The organism is Catenovulum maritimum, assembly GCF_001050375.1.
Classification (GTDB): domain Bacteria; phylum Pseudomonadota; class Gammaproteobacteria; order Enterobacterales; family Alteromonadaceae; genus Catenovulum; species Catenovulum maritimum.
In genome coordinates, this window is sequence record NZ_KQ130491.1 from 113,930 (window position 1) to 138,551 (window position 24,622).

The 24,622-nt window shown below is 38.5% G+C and carries 24 protein-coding genes; 14 read left to right on the forward strand and 10 right to left on the reverse strand.

Going from position 1 to position 24,622, the window contains the following annotated elements:
* Positions 1-82: 82 nt before the first annotated feature.
* Positions 83-625 carry an SPOR domain-containing protein gene (locus tag XM47_RS11345; protein WP_048692567.1) on the reverse strand — a complete coding sequence of 181 codons (543 nt, stop codon included), beginning with the start codon at positions 623-625 and terminating at the stop codon, positions 83-85.
* A gap of 156 nt (positions 626-781) precedes the next feature.
* Positions 782-2,962 carry a primosomal protein N' gene (gene priA / locus XM47_RS11350; RefSeq protein ID WP_048692569.1) on the reverse strand — a complete coding sequence of 727 codons (2,181 nt, stop codon included), beginning with the start codon at positions 2,960-2,962 and terminating at the stop codon, positions 782-784.
* A gap of 277 nt (positions 2,963-3,239) precedes the next feature.
* Between priA and rpmE the strand changes: the two genes are divergently transcribed.
* From rpmE to XM47_RS11390, 8 genes are all read left to right on the forward strand, one after another.
* Positions 3,240-3,452 (forward strand): 50S ribosomal protein L31, encoded by a 213-nt coding sequence (rpmE, locus tag XM47_RS11355; RefSeq protein ID WP_048692571.1) that lies wholly within the window; start codon positions 3,240-3,242, stop codon positions 3,450-3,452.
* 227 nt (positions 3,453-3,679) lie between these two features.
* Positions 3,680-4,150: a chemotaxis protein CheX gene (locus XM47_RS11360; protein ID WP_048692573.1), complete on the forward strand. Its 471-nt coding sequence runs from the start codon at positions 3,680-3,682 to the stop codon at positions 4,148-4,150.
* 6 nt (positions 4,151-4,156) lie between these two features.
* Positions 4,157-4,576, forward strand: coding sequence for a secondary thiamine-phosphate synthase enzyme YjbQ (locus XM47_RS11365; RefSeq protein ID WP_048692574.1), 420 nt, complete (start codon positions 4,157-4,159; stop codon positions 4,574-4,576).
* Positions 4,577-4,742: 166 nt separating this feature from the next.
* Positions 4,743-6,242 carry a methyl-accepting chemotaxis protein gene (locus XM47_RS11370; RefSeq protein ID WP_048692576.1) on the forward strand — a complete coding sequence of 500 codons (1,500 nt, stop codon included), beginning with the start codon at positions 4,743-4,745 and terminating at the stop codon, positions 6,240-6,242.
* Positions 6,243-6,374: 132 nt separating this feature from the next.
* Positions 6,375-7,379, forward strand: a complete 1,005-nt coding sequence (gene trpS, locus XM47_RS11375; protein WP_048692578.1) for a tryptophan--tRNA ligase — start codon at positions 6,375-6,377, stop codon at positions 7,377-7,379.
* A gap of 187 nt (positions 7,380-7,566) precedes the next feature.
* A complete protein-coding gene (locus XM47_RS11380; RefSeq protein ID WP_048692579.1) occupies positions 7,567-8,853 on the forward strand; it encodes a hypothetical protein in 1,287 nt (428 codons plus the stop codon).
* 2 nt (positions 8,854-8,855) lie between these two features.
* The gene (locus tag XM47_RS11385; protein WP_149865502.1) at positions 8,856-9,278 is read left to right on the forward strand and encodes a type 2 periplasmic-binding domain-containing protein; all 423 of its coding nucleotides are present in this window, start codon (positions 8,856-8,858) and stop codon (positions 9,276-9,278) included.
* A gap of 23 nt (positions 9,279-9,301) precedes the next feature.
* Complete coding sequence (locus tag XM47_RS11390; RefSeq protein WP_048692583.1) at positions 9,302-9,943, forward strand: hypothetical protein; 642 nt, start codon at positions 9,302-9,304, stop codon at positions 9,941-9,943.
* 23 nt (positions 9,944-9,966) lie between these two features.
* Here the strand turns inward: XM47_RS11390 and XM47_RS11395 are convergent, their stop codons facing one another.
* The 4 genes from XM47_RS11395 to XM47_RS11410 form a co-directional block, all read right to left on the reverse strand.
* Positions 9,967-11,430, reverse strand: a complete 1,464-nt coding sequence (locus XM47_RS11395; RefSeq protein WP_048692585.1) for a sensor histidine kinase — start codon at positions 11,428-11,430, stop codon at positions 9,967-9,969.
* Between the two features lie 62 nt (positions 11,431-11,492).
* Positions 11,493-12,185 carry a response regulator transcription factor gene (locus XM47_RS11400; RefSeq protein WP_048692587.1) on the reverse strand — a complete coding sequence of 231 codons (693 nt, stop codon included), beginning with the start codon at positions 12,183-12,185 and terminating at the stop codon, positions 11,493-11,495.
* 102 nt (positions 12,186-12,287) lie between these two features.
* A complete protein-coding gene (locus XM47_RS11405) occupies positions 12,288-12,983 on the reverse strand; it encodes a spondin domain-containing protein (RefSeq protein ID WP_048692588.1) in 696 nt (231 codons plus the stop codon).
* 10 nt (positions 12,984-12,993) lie between these two features.
* On the reverse strand, positions 12,994-13,695 hold the full coding sequence (locus tag XM47_RS11410) for a spondin domain-containing protein (protein ID WP_078061892.1): 702 nt from the start codon (positions 13,693-13,695) through the stop codon (positions 12,994-12,996).
* Between the two features lie 203 nt (positions 13,696-13,898).
* Here XM47_RS11410 and uvrD point away from each other — a divergent pair, with 203 nt between their 5' ends.
* The 4 genes from uvrD (at position 13,899) to XM47_RS11430 (ending at position 19,561) form a co-directional block, all read left to right on the forward strand.
* Entirely contained in the window at positions 13,899-16,064 is a 2,166-nt protein-coding gene (uvrD, locus tag XM47_RS11415; protein ID WP_048692589.1) for a DNA helicase II, read from the forward strand.
* A 35-nt stretch (positions 16,065-16,099) separates the two neighbouring features.
* On the forward strand, positions 16,100-17,365 hold the full coding sequence (locus XM47_RS11420; RefSeq protein WP_048692590.1) for a diguanylate cyclase: 1,266 nt from the start codon (positions 16,100-16,102) through the stop codon (positions 17,363-17,365).
* Positions 17,366-17,367: 2 nt separating this feature from the next.
* On the forward strand, positions 17,368-18,615 hold the full coding sequence (locus XM47_RS11425; RefSeq protein WP_048692592.1) for a diguanylate cyclase domain-containing protein: 1,248 nt from the start codon (positions 17,368-17,370) through the stop codon (positions 18,613-18,615).
* A 121-nt stretch (positions 18,616-18,736) separates the two neighbouring features.
* The gene (locus XM47_RS11430) at positions 18,737-19,561 is read left to right on the forward strand and encodes a CvfB family protein (protein ID WP_048692593.1); all 825 of its coding nucleotides are present in this window, start codon (positions 18,737-18,739) and stop codon (positions 19,559-19,561) included.
* Here XM47_RS11430 and XM47_RS11435 read toward each other — a convergent pair.
* Both XM47_RS11435 and XM47_RS11440 read right to left on the reverse strand, forming a co-directional pair.
* Positions 19,527-20,039 (reverse strand): TIGR02444 family protein, encoded by a 513-nt coding sequence (locus tag XM47_RS11435; RefSeq protein WP_048692595.1) that lies wholly within the window; start codon positions 20,037-20,039, stop codon positions 19,527-19,529. The genes XM47_RS11430 and XM47_RS11435 overlap by 35 nt on opposite strands.
* A gap of 2 nt (positions 20,040-20,041) precedes the next feature.
* The gene (locus tag XM47_RS11440) at positions 20,042-21,958 is read right to left on the reverse strand and encodes an ABC transporter ATP-binding protein (protein WP_048692597.1); all 1,917 of its coding nucleotides are present in this window, start codon (positions 21,956-21,958) and stop codon (positions 20,042-20,044) included.
* A 142-nt stretch (positions 21,959-22,100) separates the two neighbouring features.
* Between XM47_RS11440 and XM47_RS11445 the strand changes: the two genes are divergently transcribed.
* The gene (locus XM47_RS11445) at positions 22,101-22,301 is read left to right on the forward strand and encodes a YheV family putative zinc ribbon protein (RefSeq protein WP_048692599.1); all 201 of its coding nucleotides are present in this window, start codon (positions 22,101-22,103) and stop codon (positions 22,299-22,301) included.
* A gap of 7 nt (positions 22,302-22,308) precedes the next feature.
* Here XM47_RS11445 and XM47_RS11450 read toward each other — a convergent pair whose 3' ends face one another.
* Both XM47_RS11450 and XM47_RS11455 read right to left on the reverse strand, forming a co-directional pair.
* Entirely contained in the window at positions 22,309-22,557 is a 249-nt protein-coding gene (locus XM47_RS11450) for a SlyX family protein (RefSeq protein WP_245623458.1), read from the reverse strand.
* Positions 22,539-23,522 carry a WD40 repeat domain-containing protein gene (locus XM47_RS11455; RefSeq protein WP_048692601.1) on the reverse strand — a complete coding sequence of 328 codons (984 nt, stop codon included), beginning with the start codon at positions 23,520-23,522 and terminating at the stop codon, positions 22,539-22,541. Before XM47_RS11455 ends, XM47_RS11450 begins: the two co-directional genes overlap by 19 nt.
* A 114-nt stretch (positions 23,523-23,636) precedes the next feature.
* On the opposite strand from XM47_RS11455, the gene XM47_RS11460 reads away from it, so the two are divergent.
* Positions 23,637-24,407 carry a BamJ family beta-barrel-assembly machinery protein gene (locus XM47_RS11460; protein ID WP_048692602.1) on the forward strand — a complete coding sequence of 257 codons (771 nt, stop codon included), beginning with the start codon at positions 23,637-23,639 and terminating at the stop codon, positions 24,405-24,407.
* Positions 24,408-24,622: the final 215 nt, after the last annotated feature.

Sequence of the window (24,622 nt, forward strand, 5' to 3'; positions counted from 1 at the left end):
CGTAGTACAACTACGGCAAAAAAGTTTGGAAACAAAAGATTTAAAGTAGATATTTAGAATAATGGGTCTAGTTGATTAAAAATCAAGTCCAACCCCAAATTTGGCAGGTGTAGATTTTAGAGCGTTTTAATTTGTGCTTATCGGCTTCCGCTTGACGCTTAGTGTCGTATGGGCCTAATACGACTCGATACCAATCGCCATTAGAGCCAGTTGTTTTTCGCACATTCGCAACTAAGCCTGCAAATGCAATTTGTGCTTTCATGGATTCAGCTTGCTCAAGCTTACGGAAAGAAGCACATTGCATTTGATATTTTTTGTTAGATTTTACTTTTTCAGGGACTTCTACTTCGATTGTTTTATTTTCAAGCGCTTTAACATAGTCCCATTTTTCTTCTGGTAAAGGCGGAAGGGGTTTTTCTTTCGCTTTATCTTTAACTACTTTTACTTCAACTTCAGGCGCACTGCCTTGAATAGAAATTAAAAAGTAGGCGAAGCCACCAATTAAACACAGTGTAAATAAACCTAGAAACAATAACTTGTTAGAGCGTTTAGGCGCAGGTTCTACCACCTCTGCTTTTTTGCCCCTAGTGGGAGGTTTACCTTTTTTGACGTAGTCTCTTGCCATTTTTTAGCCTGTATTTTTTGTGGTGTGTATAGATAACCCGTAATTAGCTAATTTTTATCTAGAGTTCAGGTTAAATATTTAAAAGCTAGCGATATTCTATTCATCTTCACGATAGGTGCAAACGATAGTTTTAAAATTATGAGTTTATTCTTTGGTTTAATTAAATTCCTGTGGGTCGATATCGACCGTCCAGCGAACTTGTTGGCTAAATTGGTTTTGTTCAAGGCTGATAACAAGCTGAGAAATAGCGGCATTTAACATACTTCTTTTATCAGACTGGAATACCAGTAAATACCTGAATCTTCCTGCTCTTTTTTCTTTCGGTGCTGGCATAGCCGCAAATAATTCCACATTAGTATAATGCTTGACGATATGCTGATTGAACAGGTGCTCTATTTGCTGTGAAGCTTGCTGTACCTTCTCCAGCATTTGGGCTTCTAATCTAATAATGGTCCAATATTGGTAAGGTGGCAGCATCATTTGTTTTCTTTCTTCCAGCAATTTTGTTTGCAGTTTTTGGTAGCCTTGAGTGATAAGGGTTTGAATATAGCTGTGATCGGGAAAATGCGTTTGTAAAATAACCTGGCCTGCTTTTTCAGAACGTCCAGCTCTGCCTGCCACCTGTACTAAAAGTTGAGCCATGCGCTCTGCTGCTCGGTAATCTGCACTGTATAAAGCACTATCGAGATTGACCACAACAGTTAAGGTTAAATTGGGGAAATGGTGGCCTTTAGCCAGCATTTGGGTACCAACCAATAATTGATGCTTACCTTCTGCAACCGCAGCTAATTTATTTTCTAATTCGCCTTTTCGTCTAACACTGTCGCGGTCTATTCTAATTGCATTAGCTTCTGGAAAGGTTTCATTGAGCCAATCAAAAACTTGCTCGGTTCCTATCCCGACATCAACGATTTGGGTAGAGCCGCAGTCATGGCATTGATGCGGTGGTGGTGCTGCTTCTCCACAATGATGGCAAACAATTTGTCTTAGCGCTTTATGGAAAGTGAAGTGGTTATCGCATCTTTCGCATTTACATACCCAGCCACATTCGTGACATATTAATGCTGGAGAGTAGCCGCGGCGATTTAAAAATACCAGTACTTGATTATTGTTACTCAGATGATGTTTTATCGCTTCAATTGTGCCATAACATAGTCCAGCTTTGAGTGGTTGATGCTTAATATCTAAAACTTCTATTTTTGGCACTTTAGTTGCAGTGGCTCTTTGAGTTAACTTTAGGTGTTTATATTTATTTTGCTTGGCATTTAGCACTGTCTCTAAAGCAGGTGTTGCACTACCAAGTATCACCTTACATTTGTTATCGGCTGCGCGTTTTACCGCGACATCTCTAGCGTTGTATCTTAGACCATCCAGCTGTTTGTATGAGGCATCGTGCTCTTCATCTAAAATAATCAGTCCTAAATCAGGGGCTGGAACCATAACTGCGGAACGAGTGCCAACTATGACACGAGCTACTCCCATTTGACTTTTAAGCCAAGCATTATGGCGTTCACTATCGTTAAGCTCAGAATGGAGCGCGACAATTTCGCAGTTAAACCTCGCTTGAAAGCGCTGAAGTGTTTGCGGAGTTAGGCCTATTTCAGGGACGAGTATTAAAACTTGTTGGCCGTTTTGCAGTACGTCAGCCATAAGTCGCATATAAACTTCTGTCTTACCACTGCCAGTAACACCTTCAAGTAAAAAGGTAGCGAAACCTTGCACAGCTCTAAATTCCTTTATAGCTATGTTTTGCTCTTCGGTTAAGCTGACTTCTGGGGTGGTAATTTTTACTGGTTTACGTTCGCTATAATCGATTTCAGCGGGCTGTATAGCTCCACGTTTTTCTAAAAAATTAATGATTTGCTTAGAAAATCCATCCTGTTTTAATAAACTTTCACTAGTTGGCCCGTTTTGGCTTAAAAATTGGTGCATGGCAAACTGTTGTTTAGCTTTGGTAGGAACCGGATCGGCATGTTCGACGGTTTGCCAGATAGTTTCAGCCAGTAGTTTAGCAGGCTTCCCTTCTTTTAATCTTTTGGGAAGTAAGTTAACAAATACTTCACCAGGTGGGCAGAGGTAGTAATTCACCATCCAATGCTTCATTTTCATTAATTCGGCTGAAAATAAAGCTTGCCGATCGAGTACTTCTATTATTGGCTTTATCTTATTGTTATCAAAATCACTGGTTTCAGTTAAATCGATAACTATGCCGACTACTTTATTCCGGCCAAATGGTACTAACACTCGACAACCAATTTGCGGTTGAGTGTCCGGTTGTATTTTGTAATCAAATAGGCGGCGTAAAGGCACCGCTAATGCAACACGTGCAAAAGCCACAGCATACTCTTATAAAGGAAAACAGAACCACTTATTTTAGGCTTTTAATTTTGCGGTACAAGCGCTTAATTCGTTTTAATGATTTGGCTGCGAGTTAGCTTTAAATTTTCTATCGCCAACTCGCAGTATTGGTTAAATAATAACTTGTAACTTTATTCGCTTTGACATATCATTCGCCGCCAATTTCCCTTGTGGAATTTTTATTAACTGCGCATCGTATTCCGCGATTCTAAATATCGGCGTGATTGGCGATGCGGCCTAACTGAGGTAACCCCCAATGAAAGCAGATATCCATCCGCAGTATGCAGATATTAAAGCAACTTGTTCTTGTGGCAATGTAATTGAAACAAAATCAACAGTTGGTAAAGATTTATACCTAGACGTATGTTCAGCTTGTCACCCATTCTACACAGGTAAGCAACGTAACGTTGATACTGGTGGTCGTATTGACAAGTTCAAGAAACGTTTCAACGTTCTTGGTAAAAAATAAGACTGAATTTTCAGTTGAGCAAGCTTACGGCTTGCAACTTAAAATTTATGCCTTAAGAATCCGCAGTTTGAAAAAACTGCGGATTTTTTCGTTTTATAAGCTACTGTTAATAGCAGAGTTAAATATATTCTGTTGTTAATAGGTTAAAACTTTACAATTCGTTTGATGCGCGGCAAACTGCGTTTAATATTTTTTATTTTTGTTAAGGGATGTATTAGGAAACTAATATGAATGTAGAATTCGTTAACCCATTTTTATCCTCGCTAATTAATGTAATTAGCACTATGGCAATGCTTGAACTTAAGCCTTTAAAGCCAAGATTAAAAAAAGATGAAGTCGCTCGAGGCGACGTTTCAGGTTTGATCGGTATGGTAGGTGCGCAAACTAAAGGTTCTTTATCTATTTCTTTTGACGAAAGTTTAGCGCTTGAAATTATGCAGAGAATGTTAGGTGAGAGACCGGACGGCATCAATGAAGAAGTAACTGATATGGTAGGTGAAATTACTAATATGGTTACTGGTGGTGCTAAAAAGCTACTAGGCGAAAAAGGTTATGAGTTTGATATGGCTACACCTATGGTTGTATCAGGTAAAGGGCACACAATTGCACACAAATCTGAAGGTAGCATAGTGATTATGCCTTTTGAAGCTGAAGCTGGAAAAGCTCACATTGAGATTTGCTTTGATAAAATAGACTAAACGCTAATGTGGCAACAAAAAAAAATAAACTTAAAAGCTCGTAGGCGTGGATTTCATCTGGTAACAGAGGAAATATTAAGCGCTTTACCAGAATTACAACAATATAATATAGGTTTATGTCATTTACAGTTGCAGCATACCTCAGCCAGCCTTTCCTTAAACGAAAATGCCGACCCGAGTGTTCGTAGCGATTTTGAATCCCACATAAATCATATGGTACCGGAAGATCAACCTTATTATATACACACATATGAAGGTCCGGACGATATGCCTGCCCATATTAAATCTAGTTTATTCGGGACTAGTTTAACCCTACCTATTTCATCCGGAATGTTTGGTTTAGGCATATGGCAAGGAATTTACTTAGGTGAACATAGAAATCACGCAAGTAGTAGAAGTATCTTGGTAACAATACAAGGGGAATAATTTGATTAATATTATTTATTAGGCTAATTAATAATATTAACGCTACACTGTGTTTGTGTTAAATGAATTAATCAAATTTTAAAGATGTGAAGCTTATTGCCGATATGTTTGTTACCAAGTAGAGTCATTAATAATTAAGCTTTAGCTGTAAGGGGATTAGATAAATATGCAATCAATTTTAAATTCGATAGCCAAAAAAGTGCTACTTGGATTATTGGCAGTGAACATAGTTGTTTTAGGCTCTGCTGCCGTCCTAACCATGCAGTTAGAATCAAGTGATGAAATTGCGCGGTATGAAGCGAGTAAATCGTCAATTATTGAGCAGCTTCAAGTTATCTTACAAGATCCTATCTTCTCTTATGATTACCCACTGATTCAAAATATTATTAACGCTTATGTACCAGAGCCTATCATTGCACAGATCAAAATTACCGATCATCGTGATAAGCCTATGGGGGAAACTAAGCTAAAACAAGATATTGAGCTTGAAGGCCAGCCTATTTGGCATGAAGTTAAAGACGGCGAAGGTAATTTACTTGGTAAAATTAGAATTAGTTTTTCTCGCTCTTCTATTGATGCCAGGTTAACAACTCAAGCGACTCAAAAGTGGATTTCGGTGCTTATTTCTTTAGTTGCACTGAGTATCATTTTAATCTTTTTGATCACCAAATTAGTGGTTACGCCGCTAAACAACGTAAATCAAGTTTTAGCTGATATTGCTCGAGGTGGCGGTGATTTAACACAACGTATTCCTGCGACTACGACTGATGAAATTGGTTCTTTAGCTAAAAACTTTAATAACTTTATAGAAAAAATTCAGTCCATTATTAAAGATGTTGCAGGCGGTGCTGCTGGGTTAAGTGGTTTATCTGGCTCTATTAGTTCGGTTTGTCATAAGACAACCATGAACACTCACGAGCAAAAAGAGCAAACGGAACAATCTTTAAACTTCCTTAAACAATTATCTGACGCGACAGGTGAAATTGCTAAAAACACCGAGTTAACGGCTTCAAGTACAACAGAAGCTTTCGACTTGGCTGCTGAAAGTCGCAACTCTGTAGAAGCAAACTTATCGCACGTACAGCAATTAAACGACGAATTAGAAAATAATGCGCGCGTTGCATCTGAGTTGAAAACTGCCAGTGAAAATATCGGTGGCGTATTAGATGTTATTAAAGGTATTGCCGAGCAAACGAATTTACTTGCGTTGAATGCTGCTATCGAAGCGGCACGAGCGGGTGAAACGGGTCGAGGCTTTGCGGTTGTTGCGGATGAAGTTCGTTCACTGGCGAGCAAAACGCGCCAATCAACGGAAGAAATTGAAACGATTATCGACTCATTGCAAAGTAAAGCGGATGATTCATTTAAAGCTTCTCATAAGAGTAAAGAGTTAGTGACAGAAGCAATCGAATCAACTCATAAAACGGTTGATTCTTTTACCACTATTTCCAACCAAATGAGCGGCATCAACGATATGATTATTCAAATTGCGAGTGCAACTGAAGAGCAATCTTTATTAACTCGCGAAGTCAGTCAGGGTATGGAACACTTGCTCGATGGTGCGACTCGCTTAGCGGCAGAAACCAATGAACTAGAGCATAACACTGAATCTATGATTGAAGTTGAGCAGCAATTATCGCAGCAGATTAAACAATTTAAATATTAAATCTAGATTAATGACATAAAAGGCAAGCTTCGGCTTGCCTTTTTTATTTGTTTTGCTTTTAATGCTTGGAAATTCTAGTTGAATCATAGAACATATCACCTAATTGAAAGAAAGTAAGATTTTGAGGACAAAATGACTAAACCAGTAGTATTGAGTGGCGCGCAGCCTAGCGGTGAATTAACCATTGGTAATTATATGGGCGCATTACGCCAATGGGATAAGATGCAGTCAGATCATGACTGTTTATTTTCATTAGTTGATTTGCATGCCATTACAGTAAGGCAAGAACCAGAAAAATTGAGAAATGCTTGTTTAGATGGCCTAGCTTTATACCTAGCTTGTGGAATTGACCCAAACAAAAGCTCTATTTTTATTCAATCTCATGTTCCTCAACACTCTCAATTAGCCTGGATTTTGAATTGTTATACTCAAATGGGTGAATTGAATCGAATGACTCAATTTAAAGATAAATCAGCTAAAAATGAGAACAACATTAACGCAGGTTTGTTTACTTACCCTATCTTAATGGCGGCAGATATTTTGCTTTATCAAGCTGATAAAGTACCAGTTGGTCATGATCAAAAGCAGCATTTAGAATTGAGCCGTGATATCGCGACACGATTTAATAATATTTACGGTGATGTATTTAAGATCCCAGATCCTTATATCCCAGAAACTGGCGCTCGAGTCATGAGCTTGTTAGAGCCGACCAAAAAAATGTCTAAATCGGATGCTAACCCTGGCAATTTTATTGGTTTATTAGAAGAGCCGAAAAAAATCACCAAAAAAATTAAACGTGCGGTAACTGACTCAGACGAGCAAGCTCGCATTTATTTTGATGTGGATGAAAAACCAGGTGTTTCTAATTTATTAAGTTTATTGTCTTGTGCGACAGGTAAAAGCGTTGAAGCATTAGTACCTGAATACGAAGATAAAATGTATGGCCATTTAAAAGGTGATGTGGCAGAAGCTGTTGTTGCCTTGTTAGAGCCAATACAAACACGCTTTAAAGCACTTAGAAGCGAGCAAACAGAGTTAAATCGTATTATGGCTGAAGGCGCTGAAAAAGCTTCTGCAAGAGCTCAAGAGACCATCAATAAAGTTTATGACGCAGTAGGCTTTATTGCTAAACCATAATGGTTTAAACCATGTGTTATGCTGCTTACTTTTGCTAAGCAGCATGCTTTATTGTTTTTGTATTAGCTAAGATAGTTTTTCCTTTTAGCTCTATAAACAAAGATAAACGCAACCCAGTTTGCGATACGGCCAGTTTGAGCTACATTTTAAAGTATTCTTTTATAAATAGTTGTGGCAAATGATTCGGATGAATAAGTTCATCAAGCTAGCAATAGCAACCTGCATTATATTCAGTCATTCGTCGAACCTATATGCGCGCGATAAATTGGATATTAAGGGGTTTTTAACTATAGCGGGTTATCATTCTTCTAATGATAATTTGGGTTTTCAGCCGCATTTATCTTCGTCTGACGTGGGTTATAAAGGCGATGATGAATATCTGACTTTGAGTAAAGTCGGTTTGCAATTGAATTATCAGCTGAGCACTCAGTTTGAACTTGTTGGACAAATCGTTGCTCAAAAAGAAGTGGTGGTTGATAATTCTGACAGAATTAAGATAGCGACTTTAAACTATTCACCAACTTCCTCTTTATTATTTCGAATAGGACGTTTTGCACCTAGAACCTACTTATTAAGTGATAGTCGCTTAATTGGCTATTCTAATAATGAAGTAATACCTAATCATGACTTTTATGCTCAGCTTCCTCTGTCTTATGTCAATGGGGCAGACCTAACCTATAACTTTGGTTTATCCGATGGTGTAGGTACAGCTAGCATTTTTACTGGCCGAACCGAAGTCAATATCAATGCAACTGATGGCAATACTTTGAATTCTAAATTTAAGAATTTACTTGGTTTTAATTTAGAGTATCAAACAAATAACTGGCTTTATCGTTTCGGGTATACTCAATCTCAGCTTGCAAATAGTTGGGAGCAAGTGGATACAGCGATTCAGTTTTTAACTTTAGTTTCACAAGATTATCCAAGTCCACTGGTGAGTTGGACTGAAGGTAAGGAGTTTGTTGAGGCATATCGAGTTAAAGATAAGTGGTTTCGCTATAAAACCCTTGCCGTTCAGTATGATAATTCTATTTGGCGAGTCCGAGCTGAAATCGGTGATTTAGCTGCAGATTCCAGTAATATCCCAAAAAATAAAAATGCTTATGTGAGTTTTTCTAGAACATTTGATCAGTTCACGCCATTTTTAACTTTATCGGCAATTAAAACTAGCTCACCTAGAACTTTTTCTAAACCAGATGAGGGGTTAGTGCAATTTCTTTCCGCTCAATCAAATCAAAATTTAGCATTTGGATTGCAACAAGTTTTTCAATTTGCCGAAACCTCTGCTTATAATCAAAAGAGTATTAGTCTAGGTGTTCGTTATGATTTCGCTTTAAGGCAAGATATAAAACTACAGTTTGAGCGCAAGCATGTTGAGGCCATTGGTTCTAACTTATGGGTGGTAAAAGATTTCAGTAAAATAAAAGATGAATACGTCAGCTTAATCATGTTTAGCTATGATAGGGTATTTTAAAAATGAATATCCGAATATTGATTGGCCTGATTTGTTTTGTTTTCAGCAGTGTGGCAAGTGCTGAAATCTTGGTGATAGTAAATAAAAATAACCCTATCTCAAGCATGAGTAAGCAGGAAATAATTTACATATATACAGGGCGTTTGATGGCTTTCTCAAATGGAGAACAAGCCCAGCCAATTGATTTATATGATGGCTCTCAAGAAAAAGCTACATTTTATAAAATTACGACAGGCAAGCGTTTATCTCAAATTAATAGCTATTGGGCTAAGCTCTCTTTTACGGGAAGATTAAAGCCTCCTTTGGCCTTAGAAACACAACAAGCGGCCGTAGAGTATGTTGTGAATAATGCTAATGCGATAGCTTATATTGATGAGAAATACCTGACAGATGACGTCAAGGTCGTGTTCCGGCTAGATAGTTAAAAGACTAGGCGTAAATTAATTAAGTGCTTTTTCTCACCACGCTATATTTTCGACCTAGTTTGTTTTTTAAACAGCTTGAGATTTGTTCTCGTCCCCTTTATCTCATTATTGCCAGCTGGGCATATGGCATATTTCATACACTAGATCGCATTGACCGTCACTTACTAAAAGAAAGTTTAAATCGACCATGGCCAGGTTGGGAGTTATTTGAGCCTGTGGTGAATATGTCTTGGCTAAATTTTTGGATTGTTTTATTGGTTATTGGGGCACCTGCTGGCGTCGTAGCTTATTTTTTAGGTGGCTGGTGGTACAAAATCAGGCTTAAATGGGCTGGTGCAAAGCAAGTAGAAACGCACACCGCGAGATATTTACATATTTATAGCCAGCTTGTGATGTCTTTACCCACGTTATTACTGGTGTTGATCCAATCTTTATTTTATGACAATTATCGTCAAGCTTGGCAAACCGATGTTATTTGGTTTGCTTTATTCTCTGCTTTTCCTTTCTGGTCTTGTTTTACTAGTTATTATGCAGCTAGCCGCATTTGCCAATTAAAACGTAAGGCTGCGTTGTTTTGGTTAGTTTATGCGCCTTCTATTATGTATATTTTAGCTTATCTTGGTTACTGGCAGTTGCTACAGCATTTTGCTGAAACTGCCAGTTAGCTGTATCCATCGCTTAAGTAAATTTAGGTTAATTTAGCAAATGGTAAAAGAAAGCTGAATTGACTACCTTTGCCTTGTTCACTTTTTACTTCAACTCGGCTCATATGCATATCCAATAAATGTTTCACAATTGAAAGGCCTAAACCTGCATTTTTGATACTAGAGCTAGTGTTCGTTGCTTGAAATTTTGCATCGAAAATCTGGTTTAACTCGTCATCCGGAATGCCTTTACCATTGTCTTTTATGCTGAGCTCAATACTTTCAGGTTGTGGCGAAATGACGACTTTTACTTCACCCGTCTCTTCAGTATGACGGATTGCGTTATCGATTAAGTTCACTAATATTCGCTCTAGCTTGCTTATGTCCGCGTTTGCAATTATGCCCGAATTTGGACTTTCTACAGATAAACTAACACCACGTTGCTCCGCCTGATAACGTAATCTTTGGATCACATCATAGGCAAGCTCAACCACATTGACCGCTTCGGGTATAAATTTAATATCACCGCTTTCTAATCTAGCTAACTCAAATAATTGGTCAACTAGTTGGCTAATCTGGTTACCGTTTTTAAGCGCTATTTCGATTAATTCCGGTGACCGCTTTTCTTCTGGTGAAATTAACCAAGTCTCCAAGTAACCATTGAGTGCGGTAAGTGGTGTTCTGAAGTCGTGAGAGATGTGGGATAACAACTCTCTTCTCAGTTGTTCTGTGGTTTTAATTTTTGCTAGCTGATCATTGATATGTTGAGCTGCCGAGACAAAGCTGGTTTCAAGATCATGTATTTCTTTGGATGCTAACAGGCCTTGATGCTCGGTTTTCAAGTTGGTGAAATCATTCGCCACATATTCTAAGCTTCTTTCACTTAGTTTTTTTAGCGGCTTAGTTATGACATTTACCGCAAGCATTAGAGCGATTAAACCAAAGATGATCGCAGAGCCGAGTATTAGGGCGCCATCTTTTAAGACTTTACTACTGTTAAGGATTGCTTCTGCGCTATCACGTTTTTGACCACCAATAATGACATATAAATATCCGGCTAGACTGCCATCTGCTTTATGAATTTCAGACGCAGAGAAAATTTTATGTGTACCTGGTGTTCTTGGATCGTCACCATAAAGCGGAAAACTGGCTGTGTTTAAGTATTGTTTTATCGGTGATAAATCGATTTTGCTTAATTTTACAACACCTTCAGGCGCGGAGTAAGCGAGTATATTTCCTAGGGTATCTACGGCATAAAACTCCCATTCTGGGCCAAGTAGCATTTGAGTATGGAAGGCCGATTTTAATTTCTCTTTTTTGATTATACCTTGGTTTAAATTGATATCATCGTGCACTATATGCGCAGCTAAATCTCTATGTAAACTTTGCTCTACTTCATCAGCAAATTGTTCGCTACTATGAAAGTACCACTGAAAAAGGCCGAAAGCGGCGATTAAAAAAAGTGCCCCTATGATAATGGCAAGCTGGCTTGAAAGTGAACGAAACATGGGATTACCTTACTGAGTTTAATTTGATTCTTCTTGTCCCGAATTCAGGTCTACTACAAGGTTTAGCCTGAAAATTTATAACCTACACCCCAAACTGTTTTCAGCCATTTTGGGTTAGCTGGATCTGGCTCTAATTTGGCACGGATTCGGTTTACAGTTGAATTGACTGTATGAGCAGACCCTTCATGCCGAAAGCCCCATATTTCATCGAGTAAATGCTCTCGACTAAATACGCGCTTAGGTTGCTGAGCTAGAAAATAAAGCAATTCAAATTCTTTTGCTGTGGTTTCTATTTGCTCGTTATTCAAACTCACTTGATATAAATTCGCATCTATTGATAAGCCATCAAAACTAAGGACTGCTTTTGTTTCAGTATCTTCATTTTGTTTTTGCTGAGTCCGCCTAAGATGTGCTTTCACTCTTGCTTGTAACTCTAATACCGAAAATGGTTTAGTTAAGTAATCATCTGCACCATTCTCTAACCCTGTGACTATATCGAGTTCAGAGGATTTAGCCGTTAACATGATTATCGGAATATCAGGTTGTAACTTTCTCAAACGTTTACATAGCGTTAAGCCATCTGTGCCGGGCAACATAATGTCGAGTATTGCTAAATCATATGCTTGATTGAGCTGGCGATAGGCTTCAGCACCATCGTTAAATACTTGTACTTTATGATCCAGCATGGATAAGTTGATCGATATGATGTTTGCTATATCGTGATTGTCTTCTACCAGCAGTATTTTTTTTGTCATTAGCCGTATTCTTATCTTAATGAAAACAGAAAGTAATCAGGCCTAGATAACTGGAAAGATAAGTTATCTAGGCTTTAAGATAAGAACGACTATTGATTCATTTTATTGCATACGTTTAATAACTATTTTTGCTGCTGGGTTATCAAACTTATGTCCAGCCTCTAAAACTGAGCTAGATAATTCTAGAGAAGTTAATACGCCAGGGTGAATATGAACTCGGTCGACATCACCAGTTCGAGCTGAATTAAAACCTTCCCCGCCTGAACCAGGCATAGCGATTTCATCATTCATTTCAGTACCAGCATCATATACATTGAGCATTTTTGAATAGGTATCGCCGACTGATAATTTACTTAGGTCTATACCTGTAACACCGGTAAAGCCGTCATTGGTATTAATCAGCATAGTGGCAACAGATACACCGTAGGCGTAGCCTTTTTCGACTTCAAGAGTCCAAGTGTACATATCACCTGGCGCAACAGGGGCAGCAGCTGCGTGACTTTGCTCTATTCCTGCCATGGCAGAAATTTGGCTAGTGTCACCACCTTCAGCTAAGGCTTCTAAGGCTATACTTGCACTTTCACCCGCTTGCCATAGTTGCATTTGGGCATTATGACTGGTCAAAATTGGCGGTGAGAACATTTGCCCTTGGGTAATATTCATCAGCTTAATTTCATAAACATATGGCATAGGCGCTTTGTCGTCGTCATCATTTATATCAATTGAGCAAGCAGATAATCCTGACATCATGGCAAGTAAACCTAGCCATTTAGCGCCATTTAATTTTAAGTTGTTCATTTCTTTCCCCTTACTTAACGGTTACAACCAATTTTGCGACAGGGTTTAGCCATCTATGAACTGTACTGTTTACGTCTGAAATACCGCCTGTTGCATCTGTGTCGCCAACGTTGCCAGGGTGGATATGAACATTTGAATTAGCTTCGTTACTACTTGCGCCAGTTGCACCAGAGCCAGCATTTCCACTTGGATCTGCCGGAATACCCGGTGTACCAGCATCGCCACCACCATTAATGATTTCATCATTGACTTCTGTGCCAGCATCATAAGCATTTAGCATGACGGTATAGGTGCCAGCTTCTGATGGAATTTTCCAGCTATCTAAGCCAACAAACCCATCGTTAGTAGGTAACATCATAGCGGTAACTGATAAATACATATTTGTACCTGTATCTAGCATGCCCATATGTTTTGTTCCCGCCAGAGTAGGTGCTGTGGTTAAATCTAAGTTTGCGCCACCTGCTGCAGTCACAGCAGTTTTTAAATCACCAGTGTTACCACCCTCTGCCATTTTTTGCAGTGCACTACTTGCCGTTTCACCCACATGGAATAAGGATGTATTCGCGTCATGTGCCGAGACTAAAATAGGGGTAAAAGAAATAGCGTGAGTTAGGTTATAAAGTTCGACTTCTATATTGGCTGCTGAGGCACTAGCACTGGCTAATAAAGTAGTTGCGATAGAAAGTGAAGTTAGGTTTTTTGTTAGTTTCATGAGTATCTCCTTTTAGAAAGTGATTACAGTTTGACTAACAAATGTCCCAACAAATAAGGTTAAATATCACAAAAGTGTCCCAAATATTTTAATTGTCTACTTTGGATTAAAATGGCTGGCGAAGATAAGTTCGAAAGCTAAGCTTTTTAACTGGTCCTTTATCCAGTATAATTAGATTTTTATTAGTAAATTTAAGTGTTTCTATGGATATTACTCATTTAGTTGATGGCCTCAACGACAAGCAAAAACAAGCGATTACTGCACCATTGCAGTCTATGTTGATTTTAGCTGGCGCTGGAAGTGGTAAAACCCGAGTATTAGTTCATAGAATTGCTTGGTTAATGCAGGTTGAAAATTTACCGCCGCATTCTATTTTAGCGGTAACCTTTACCAATAAAGCGGCTGCTGAAATGCGCCATAGGGTAGAAGATTTACTAAAAACCTCAGTCCACAATATGTGGATCGGTACTTTTCATGGTCTAGCACACAGATTACTTCGCTTACATTATGCCGACGCTAAGTTACCAGAAGGCTTTCAAATACTGGACTCAGATGATCAACTCAGATTGATTAAGCGGGTGGTTAGAGCCTTAGATTTAGACGAGAAAAAATGGCCGCCTAAGCAAGCTATGTGGTACATCAATGGTAAAAAAGATGAAGGTTTAAGGCCACAGCATATTGAAACCTTTGGGAACCAGCAGGAACAAATTTTCAAGAAAATTTATGAGTCCTATCAAGAAACTTGTGATCGCTCTGGCCTAGTAGATTTTGCTGAACTATTACTGAGAGCACACGAATTATGGCTCAATAACCCTCAATTACTACGTCATTATCAAAATCGATTTAAGAATATTTTGGTCGACGAATTCCAAGATACCAATAATATTCAGTATGCTTGGTTGCGCATGTTAGCGGATGGCGATAATTATATTGGCATAGTGGGTGACGATGACCAATCTATCTATGGTTGGCGTGGCGCTAGAGTTGAAAATATTCAACAGTTTTTAACTGACTATCCAGATGCTCATACTATTAGACTGGAACAAAATTATCGTTCATCAGGTAATATTTTGAATGCGGCGAATAAGGTTATTGAAAATAACTCAGGGCGACTTGGCAAAAGTTTATGGACTGAGTCCGGTGATGGTGAAGATATTTCCTTATACGCGGCTTTTAACGAATTAGATGAATCCCGCTTTGTCGTTGCTCGAATTAAAGAATGGTTTGAGCAAGGTAATGCCTATTCAGACTCGGCTATTTTATATCGAAGCAATGCTCAATCTCGAGTGCTGGAAGAAGCGTTAATCACGGAAAAAATACCCTATCGCATATATGGTGGTTTAAGATTCTTTGAAAGACAAGAGATTAAAGATACCCTTGCTTATTTAAGGTTACTGAATAACCGCCACGACGATGCGGCATTTGAAAGAATCATTAATACTCCGACTCGAGGGATAGGCGAAAAATCTATCAGTCAATTACGTCAATATGCCAAAGAACACAATACGACTTTATGGCAAGCGGTTGAAGTGATGCTCGACAGTAAACTACTGGTTGGTCGTGCAGCAAACACAATTAAAAGCTTCGTTGAATTAATTCAAGCCATGGAAGAGTCAATTGAAGATGAAGTTTTATATCGACAGGCCGATATAGTGATTAAGCAGTCAGGTTTATTTCATATGTATCAAGCAGAGAAAGGTGAAAAAGCCCAAGCTCGAATCGATAACTTAGAAGAATTAGTCACAGCTTGTCGCCAGTTCGATAATAATGAACCGGATATGACAGACCTAAGTGCCTTTTTGTCTCATGCTGTGCTTGAATCTGGCGAAAATCAGGCCGATCAGCATCAAGATTGCGTCCAGTTGATGACACTTCACAGTGCTAAAGGCCTAGAATTTCCATTGGTCTTTATGGTTGGAGTAGAAGAAGGCATGTTCCCAAGTTTGCAGACCAGTGAAGAGTCGGGGCGAATGGAAGAAGAACGCAGGCTTTGTTATGTAGGCATGACTAGGGCGATGCAAAAGCTTTATATTAGCTATGCTGAAACGCGACGCATTTATGGTAAAGATCAATACCATGCCCCGAGCCGATTTATTAAAGAAATTCCTGCTGAATGCGTCACAGAAATAAGGTTAAATAACCAAGTGAGCCGGCCTTATAATACGGGGCGCTTTAGTCAAGAAAAAGTAACTGAGACATTTAACGAAACTGGTCTAGAATTAGGTCAGAGCGTTTTGCATCACAAATTTGGTCCTGGGGTTATTACAAACTTTGAGGGCAGTGGTGAGCAAAGCCGAGTTGAGATTAATTTTAAGCATGCCGGAACCAAACTTTTGGTTGTCGCGTATGCCAGATTAGAACCCTTGTAATTAAATTTTATTTTTAGCAAATATAAGGAAGGATCTTGAGTCAAACTGACACCATGTTAATTATTGAAGATAGCAAACCAATTGCTTCATTAATTAAACATATTGCGGAACAAGCAGGTTATCAAACCGATCTAGCTATGTCATATGCTCAAGCAGAAGCGTTACTTGCGAGTGGAAAATCGTATTCAGTTGCATCGATTGATTATAATTTACCAGATGCACCTGAAGGCGAGGCGATTGACCTTGTTTTAGACACTAAAACCCCAGGGATAGTGCTGACGGGTAAAATGGATGAAGCAACTCGAGATAAAATTTTACGTAAACCTGTTGTCGATTACATCCCCAAAGAAACGGCTCAAGCCTATGCTTATTTAGGTAAATTATTAACTAGACTCAAGCTCAATCGATATATAAAAGTTTTAGTGGTTGATGACTCTAAAGCTGCTCGATTGTATTTATCTCACTTGCTTTCGCGGCATCAATTTCAAGTCTCAGTTGCTGAAAATGGTCAAGCAGGGCTAGATTACTTAGTCGAAAACCCAGATGTTAAGCTGGTCATTACAGATAATGAAATGCCTGTAATGGGCGGTATTAAATTTGTCAGTGAAGCTAGAAAGCTCTACACCAAAGACCAAATCTCAATTATAGGCTTATCTGGTAATGATGCTGGTTCGTTATCTGCAAGATTCATTAAAAGTGGCGCCAATGATTTCTTAAAAAAACCATTTTGCCACGAAGAATTTTATTGTCGTGTGGTCCAGAACATCGAACATCTAGAGTATGTGAATCGAATTCAGATGCTTGCGAATACAGATTATTTAACTAAGCTAGGTAATCGTCGTTACTTTTTTGATAAAGCTCCAGAAGCTATCAAACGTTGTATTAGCCAACAGCAATCGTATGGTTTGGCTATGATAGATATAGATCATTTTAAAAAAATTAATGATGTATATGGCCATGATGCCGGCGATGTTGTCATCGCGCATATTGCTGATGTGATGAGAAAACTTTTCCCTAGTGCGATTGTGGCGCGCTTTGGTGGTGAAGAGTTTTGTATTTTATTTGAAGATGCTTCAATCGAATCTGTGTTGTCAGAGTTAGATACGTTGAGACGTGAAATTGAGGCAAGTGAAATAACATTTAATCAAGAAAATATTCGCTACACAATTAGTATTGGTTACTCAGAGCAATCTGAGAATATTGATTTAATGCTAAGCATAGCCGATAACGCTTTATACCAAAGTAAAACAAATGGGCGGAATCAAGTGACAGCTCAAAAGCCTGAGTTGGAAACTAATTAAATATGAGCAAAGAAAAAGTTCTAATTATTGACGACAATAAATCGATAACTCGAGTGGTCGATGCGATAGCTAAAAAAATGGGCTTTCTCACGGCTGTGGTGCATAGTTATCGTCAATTAGAACAAGTCATTACTGAAAATAATGAGTTTTTTTGTGCCTGTGTTGATTTTAACCTGCCAGATGCGCCAAATGGTGAAGCGATTGATTTTGTCATTAATCAAGGTATTCCTGCTTTCGTTTTGACTGGGCAAATGGATGAGCAAACTCGTCAGACGATTCTTTCTAAACCGGTAATTGATTACGTACCAAAAGAAACGATTCAATCTTTTGATTATGTCGGCAAGCTTTTAGCGCGGTTGAAAGCGAATGAAAAAATTCGAATTTTGATTGTAGACGATTCTGCGTCAGCTCGAATCCACTTAAGAAGCATGCTAACCAGACATAACTTTCTGATATCTGAAGCTCTGAATGGGGTAGAAGCCCTAAAAGTGCTGGAAACCTATAATGACATCAAGTTAGTGGTAACAGACAATGAAATGCCTGTTATGACTGGCTTACAGCTGGTGCCTGAAATCCGCAAAAAATACGAACATCAAAAATTAGCCATTATTGCTATTTCTAGCTCTAACCAAAGTATATTGTCGGCTCGATTTCTTAAAAGTGGAGCGGATGATTATCTATCCAAGCCTTTTAGCGCAGAAGAATTTTATACTCGTATTTTCAGAAACCTAGAGTTTATTGAGCATGTTGAGGAAGTGCAGTTTGCGGTCGACCATGATTTTCTAACCAAGATGCATAACCGACGATATTTTTTTGAACAATCAGATATTATCTTAAATAAAATGAAAGAAACGGATAGCAACGCAGTTTTTGCCATTTTAGATTTAGACCACTTTAAATCCGTAAACGATACTTATGGGCATGATGCTGGAGATATCATTCTTGTTCAAACCGCTAAACGGTTAAAACAGCATTTTCCAGAGTGTTTAACCGCTCGGTTAGGCGGCGAAGAGTTTTGTATTTTATTCCCTAATACAAGCTCTGAAGAGGCAATTGGCCGTTTAGAGTTTTTAGTTCATCATTTTGAAAATTTTGAATTTGAAATTCCAGATAAGAGCTTACAAGTGACATTAAGCATAGGCATGGCTGATTGCAGTGATGGTCATATCAGTGAAACCATGAAGCGTGCTGATCAAGCTTTATATCGAGCAAAACAAAATGGACGTAACCAATTAGTTGAAGCCAATTAGACTATCGATGTTATAATTCCCGCATCAAACTTCAATTTAGCTATTTTGTCCTCGCGTATTAGAGGGAAATTTGCTGTTCTATTGATATTCTTATTTTTTAGTTTTCTTGTTAGAGGTCCCAATGCTTACTGCCGGCAAATCCTATCAGCTTAAAATCGTTAAAAATGATGAGACCGGAATTTGGCTCGATGCACAAAACTTAGGTGAAGTGTTATTGCCTAAAAAGCTTGCGCCTAAGCAAGCACAAGAAGGCGATTTAGTTTGGGCTTATTTATATCATGACTCTAAAGAGCGTCTTACCGCGACAACCCAAAAAGTGAAAGCTCAAGTGGGTGAGTTTGCCTGCTTAAAAGTTGTTTCAGCCAGTGCATATGGCGTTTTTGTTGATCTTGGGTTAGACAAAGATGTCATTATTCCGCAAAACCAGCAAAAAAGAGACATGGAAATAGGGCGTAAGTATCTCGTATATTTATACCTAGATGAAGACGGCCGAATCACTGCGACAGCTAAAACGAATGAATATTTAGATCAAACTGAAGCTCCTTACGAAGTAAAAGATGCGGTTAATTTATTAGTCTTGAATGAGTCTGATCTAGGATACAACGCGATTATTAATCATGCGCATCGTGGTGTTTTGTATCGTAATGAAGTATTTGAAAGGTTAGAGTTTGGTCAGTTCAAAAAAGGCTTTATCAAACGCATTCGTCCTGATGGCAAGATAGACTTAATCTTACAAGCCGGTAAAGAAACCCGAGATAAATATAGCGCGAGCATTTTAAAGTATTTAGAAAAAAATGATGGTTTTGCACCATTTCACGATAAAAGCTCACCTGAAGAAATCAACAAAGCATTTGCTATGAGCAAAGCCGCATTCAAAAAAGCGATAGGCGGCTTATATAAAACGAAAAAAATTAAGATTGAATCAGATGGGATTCGACTAATTTAATAAATTCAGCTGATTTTAGTTGGTTATTGGCTAAGTTTAAGTATATATCTAGCGGCTTATTTGATTGAGTCGCTGGGTTTGTATCTTCTCTAAATAAGGCTTGAATACAAGCTTTTTGCTCTAACGCCTCGCATTTTAATTCTGCATTTAATACCGATTCTTTAACCGCTTGGTAATCATTTAACGGTAAATTCTGCTTTAAGCTATTTCTAACTTTTCGGATTGCTTGGGTATGCTGTTGGCTAAATTGATTGGTCGCTTCGATCGCGCTGTGGATTAATTGAGTGTTTAAGCTGGATTTTTGGCTTTGGTAAATCGCAAAAATTAATAGCAAGTTGACGTTTAAACCATAAGTGTTTTGCCAGTTTAAGCAGAGTTGCTGAAGCTTATCATCTTGATAAATTTGGCAGCTAAGCTGCCAAATTCGATTTATTTCACCGGTTATATTACTGCTAGTTCGCTCGTGCTGATGTAGCATAGTTAACTCGCTTGGCTATCAAACTCTGCTTGGCGTTGCTCTAGTTCTTCTTCTAGTTCTAACCAAGCTTCCTCTGTTTGCTCTAACTCTGGCTTAATTTGAGCTTGCTGTTTTAATAACTCAGTTAATTTTGCTTTGTTTTCAGAAGCATAAATATCACTATCAGCAAGTTGCGCTTCTATCTCGTCTAGTTTTTGCTGTAATGTATCTGTCTGCTTACTGAGCTTTTCAATTTTTTGTCTTAATGGTTTTGTCGCTTGTCTAAATTCGGCTTCTCTGCGTTTTTGCTCTTTTTTATTACTGGCTGAATTCGCTTTAGTTGAGCTTGAATCACTACTGGTTTCAGCTTTATTTTGCTCAGTTAACCAAGCTTCGTAGTCTTCTAAGTCGCCTTCAAAAGCCGAGACCCTACCCGAATCAACTAAGTAAAAATCATCACAAGTGCTTCTGAGTATGTGCCTATCATGCGAGACTATAATCATAGCGCCTTGATATTCTTGAAGCGCTAAAGTGAGCGCAAAACGCATATCTAAATCTAAATGGTTAGTTGGCTCATCCAGTAATAACAAGTTAGGTTTTTGCCAAACGAGCAGCGCGAGTACAAGACGGGCTTTTTCACCACCTGAGAAATTAGCAATTTCAGATAAAGCTTGATCACCAGAAAAGCCAAAGCCACCTAAATGATCCCTGAGTACTTGCTCTGTTTCATTATTTGCTAAACGCGTTAAATGCTGTAGTGGGGAATCTTGTGGTCTTAATTGCTCCAGCTGGTGCTGAGCAAAGTAGCCTATATTTAAGCCTGCGGCGTGTGTGACTTCGCCTGCTTTAGCTTGAATATCACCAGCTAATAATTTGATTAAAGTCGATTTACCAGCCCCATTTCGACCGAGTAAACCAATTCTGCTACCGGGTACTAGATTGAGTTGCACGGTTTCTAATATGGTTTTATCTGGATAGCCAGCTGATACCTTATCTAAAGCAATTAATGGGTTAGGGTTTTTTTCAGGTTTAAGAAAGCTAAAGTTAAATTCACTATCGACGTGAGCAGGAGCAATAACTTCCATTTTGGCTAAGGCCTTTACTCTTGATTGAGCCTGCTTCGCTTTACTTGCTTTAGCTTTAAACCTGTCAATAAAGCTTTGTACGTGTGCTTTTTCGCGTTGTTGTTTTTCGTACAGGGCTTGCTGCTGCTCTAGTTTTGCCGCGCGCTGGATTTCAAAAGCAGAGTAGTTGCCTTTGTAACTAAATATCTTTTGCTGTTCGATATGACAAATTTGCTGACAAACCTCATCTAAAAAGTCTCTGTCATGCGAAATTAAGATAAGCGTGCCGGCATATTGGTTTAAAAATTTGGCAAGCCAAATAACTGCATCTAAATCTAAGTGGTTGGTCGGCTCATCGAGTAGGAGTAAATCTGAGCGACAAATCAATGCTTGCGCTAAATTCAATCGCATACGCCAACCACCAGAAAAATCAGCCACGCTAGCCGATTGCTGGGTTTGATTAAAGCCTAATCCGTGCATTAATTGTCCGGCTCTCGCATAAATTGTGTAACCGCCAATGTGTTCCATTTTTTCATAAAGCGCGGCGAGTTTATCGCCTTGTTGTTTTTCTTCGGCTGCCGCGATTTGAGCGGTTAAAGCTCGATATTCCTGATCACCATCTATAACATACTCAATTGCAGTTTGGTCGAGCGCAGGTGTTTCTTGCTTTACATTTGCAATTACCCAATGGTTTGGGACAGATAAATCACCACTATCAATATGAAGAATGTTATTTAGCAAGCCAAATAAGCTAGACTTACCACAGCCATTTTTGCCTATTAAGCCAACTTTTTGGCCAGGATGAATAACGGCAGATGCTTGTTCTAATAAAAAAGATTGGCCACGCTGAAGAGAAATTTTATTTAGGGTAATCATTTGGTTTCGAGCTGCGAAATAGTAGGCGTATAATATACCCAAGCTGGTTGAAAATACAGTTGCAAGATGATGTGTATAACGGAAAAACGATATCTTGTCGATTTAAGGTTTGACCGCTACATCAGATTTAAATAGGAAAAGTATGAAACTTAAGAAAAGATTTATTGCGGGCGCGGTATGCCCAGAATGCAAAGCTCAAGATACACTAATGCTTTATCTTGAGAATTCAGTTGAAAAAGTTGAGTGCGTCGATTGTGGTCATAAACAAAGCAAAACCACGCAAGAAGTTGAGAAAGTCACTAAAACAACGAATCAAGTGATAGGCTTGTTTAAACCCGAGTAGTTAATCGCTAGTAATGCGGTGGCGGGGTTTCGTCATCTAAAGAAGCCAGACTATCAGAAGGCTGTATCGCTTTCATTTTTTTAGCTAAAGCCGCCATTTGCTTTTGTAGTGTCATTAACTGATCTTGCTGGCTAATCAGCGCATCATTTAGAGACTGGATTGTGTCTTCTTGAAAAGCTAATTGAGTTTCTAAATCTGCTATTTTATATTCTAAGTCTGTGGTAGTTGTCATATGCTCTAATACTTTATTGGCCAAAATTCAGTATTCCCAACTGAACTTTCAGATACGATTTGCTCTGGGCTAAAAAACGCTGCAGAGTTTACCACAGCCCCTGCAAACTTAGTCTTATTATTTGTCGCAACTTTCCACTCCTGTTGTAACTTGCCAGACGTTAAATCCCATAATAAAAGCTGTTGTCCGTCAGATGCCGTTAATATGAAATTTTGATTAGGGTGAAACCGAGCAGAAGTAATTACTTCAGGTAGTCGATTTTTATCTAATTGAGAAACGATTTTTCTATCTTTGAGTTGCCAGACCTTGGCTGTATTTTTATCACTGCTGAAAATAAGGCGCTTATCTGGGCTGATGGTAATTCGTGTAATTCTGCTCGTGTGGGTGAAGCTTTGAATCATTTCAAAATTGGATAATTGCCAAACAAGCACTTTATAGTCATCGGATGCAGACACAAGTAGCTCGTCATCTTGACTGAGGGCGATATCGTTAATAGAAGCTTGGTGTAGCTGTACTTTTCTGGCTTGATTTGTATTGAAGTTGATTAGGCTAACTTGGCCATTAGATAGCGCTATGATGACTTCTGTCGACTTCTCCGAAATCGCAATCGCGCGAATCTTACTGTCTGAGATTGACCAGTAACCTAGCATACTCCCATTTTGAATATTCCACACCGCGAGTTCATTTGCAGAAGCGGTCGCCGCGTATTGAGATGTAGAAGAAATGTGGGTTAAAAAAATTAAATCATGAATTTTTGAACTATGTTGCCAGATGTATGTCGGATGTTGTTCGGTCAATTTTCTTAGGTAAGCTTTACCATCGATAGAAGCCGTGAGCGACCATTTTTTATCTAAAGAAATAAATCCAGATGTGGTGCCAAGCTGAGTATGAGGGATTACTGTATCAGCCTGATGAGCTGAAAATTTACAGCTAATTACCAAAATTAGGGCAAAAAAGATAAAAAATGGCCGAATAATGCCAATATACATAGGAATACAGTTGTTTATTGTGCTGATAAGGTTAGTATAAAGCGTTTTTAATACTCTGCATCAAGCAAGTGACAAAATAAAGCGAATAAGATTTTATAATTGGAGTATCTACAGATGAAAAAAATTGGAGTGGTAAGTTCACTAGCTGCAGCATTAATTTTAGCAGGTTGTGGTAAAGACGCTGCGAATGCAGCAGTAAGTGAGCAAGCCGAAGTAAAAACAGAGCAAACTAAGCAAGAAGAGGCTGTAACATTGCAAACTTTAACTGAAAAACAAGCTTATGGTTTAGGCGTAAACTTTGGTACTCAATTAAAATCAACAGTTGAGCAAATTAATTCTGTCGGTATCGCTTTAGATATGGAATTAGTTAAAAAAGGTATGACAGACGCAGTAGCTGGCACACCTTCTTTAAGCCAAGAAGATATTCAAACTGCTTTACAAGAGTTACAAAAGCAGCATCAAGAATTAGAGCAAGCTAAACGCGCTGAAGACGGTAAGCAATTTATCGAAGAAGGCCAAACTTTCTTAGCTGAAAATGCTAAAAAAGAAGGTGTAGTAACAACTGAATCTGGTTTACAGTACGAAATCGTAACAGCTGCAGACGGTGAGAAGCCAAAAGCAACAGATACAGTTACAGTTCATTACACAGGTACACTATTAAATGGTGAGAAGTTCGATAGCTCAGTTGACCGTGGTCAACCTGCTTCATTCCCATTAAACCGTGTAATTCCTGGTTGGACAGAAGGTGTTCAATTAATGCCAGTTGGTTCTAAGTTCAGATTCTATATCCCTTACAACTTAGCATATGGTGAAGGCGGTTCTGGTAGCATTCCTCCGTACTCAACTTTAATCTTCGATGTTGAATTAATTTCTATCGATGGTTAATTTAATTAGTTAACACTAATTAAAGATAAAAAAACCGCTTTTAAAGCGGTTTTTTTGTACCTGGTATAAAAATTCTGGTTATAATTAGTTGGAAATTAAATTTAAAAGCAATTAAATTAAAAGTTTGTAGCCACTGCTCACTAGCATTATGACTATTTCATTCGGTACGATGCGAGTTTACACTAATCACGATTAATCATTACATGGAAAGTTAA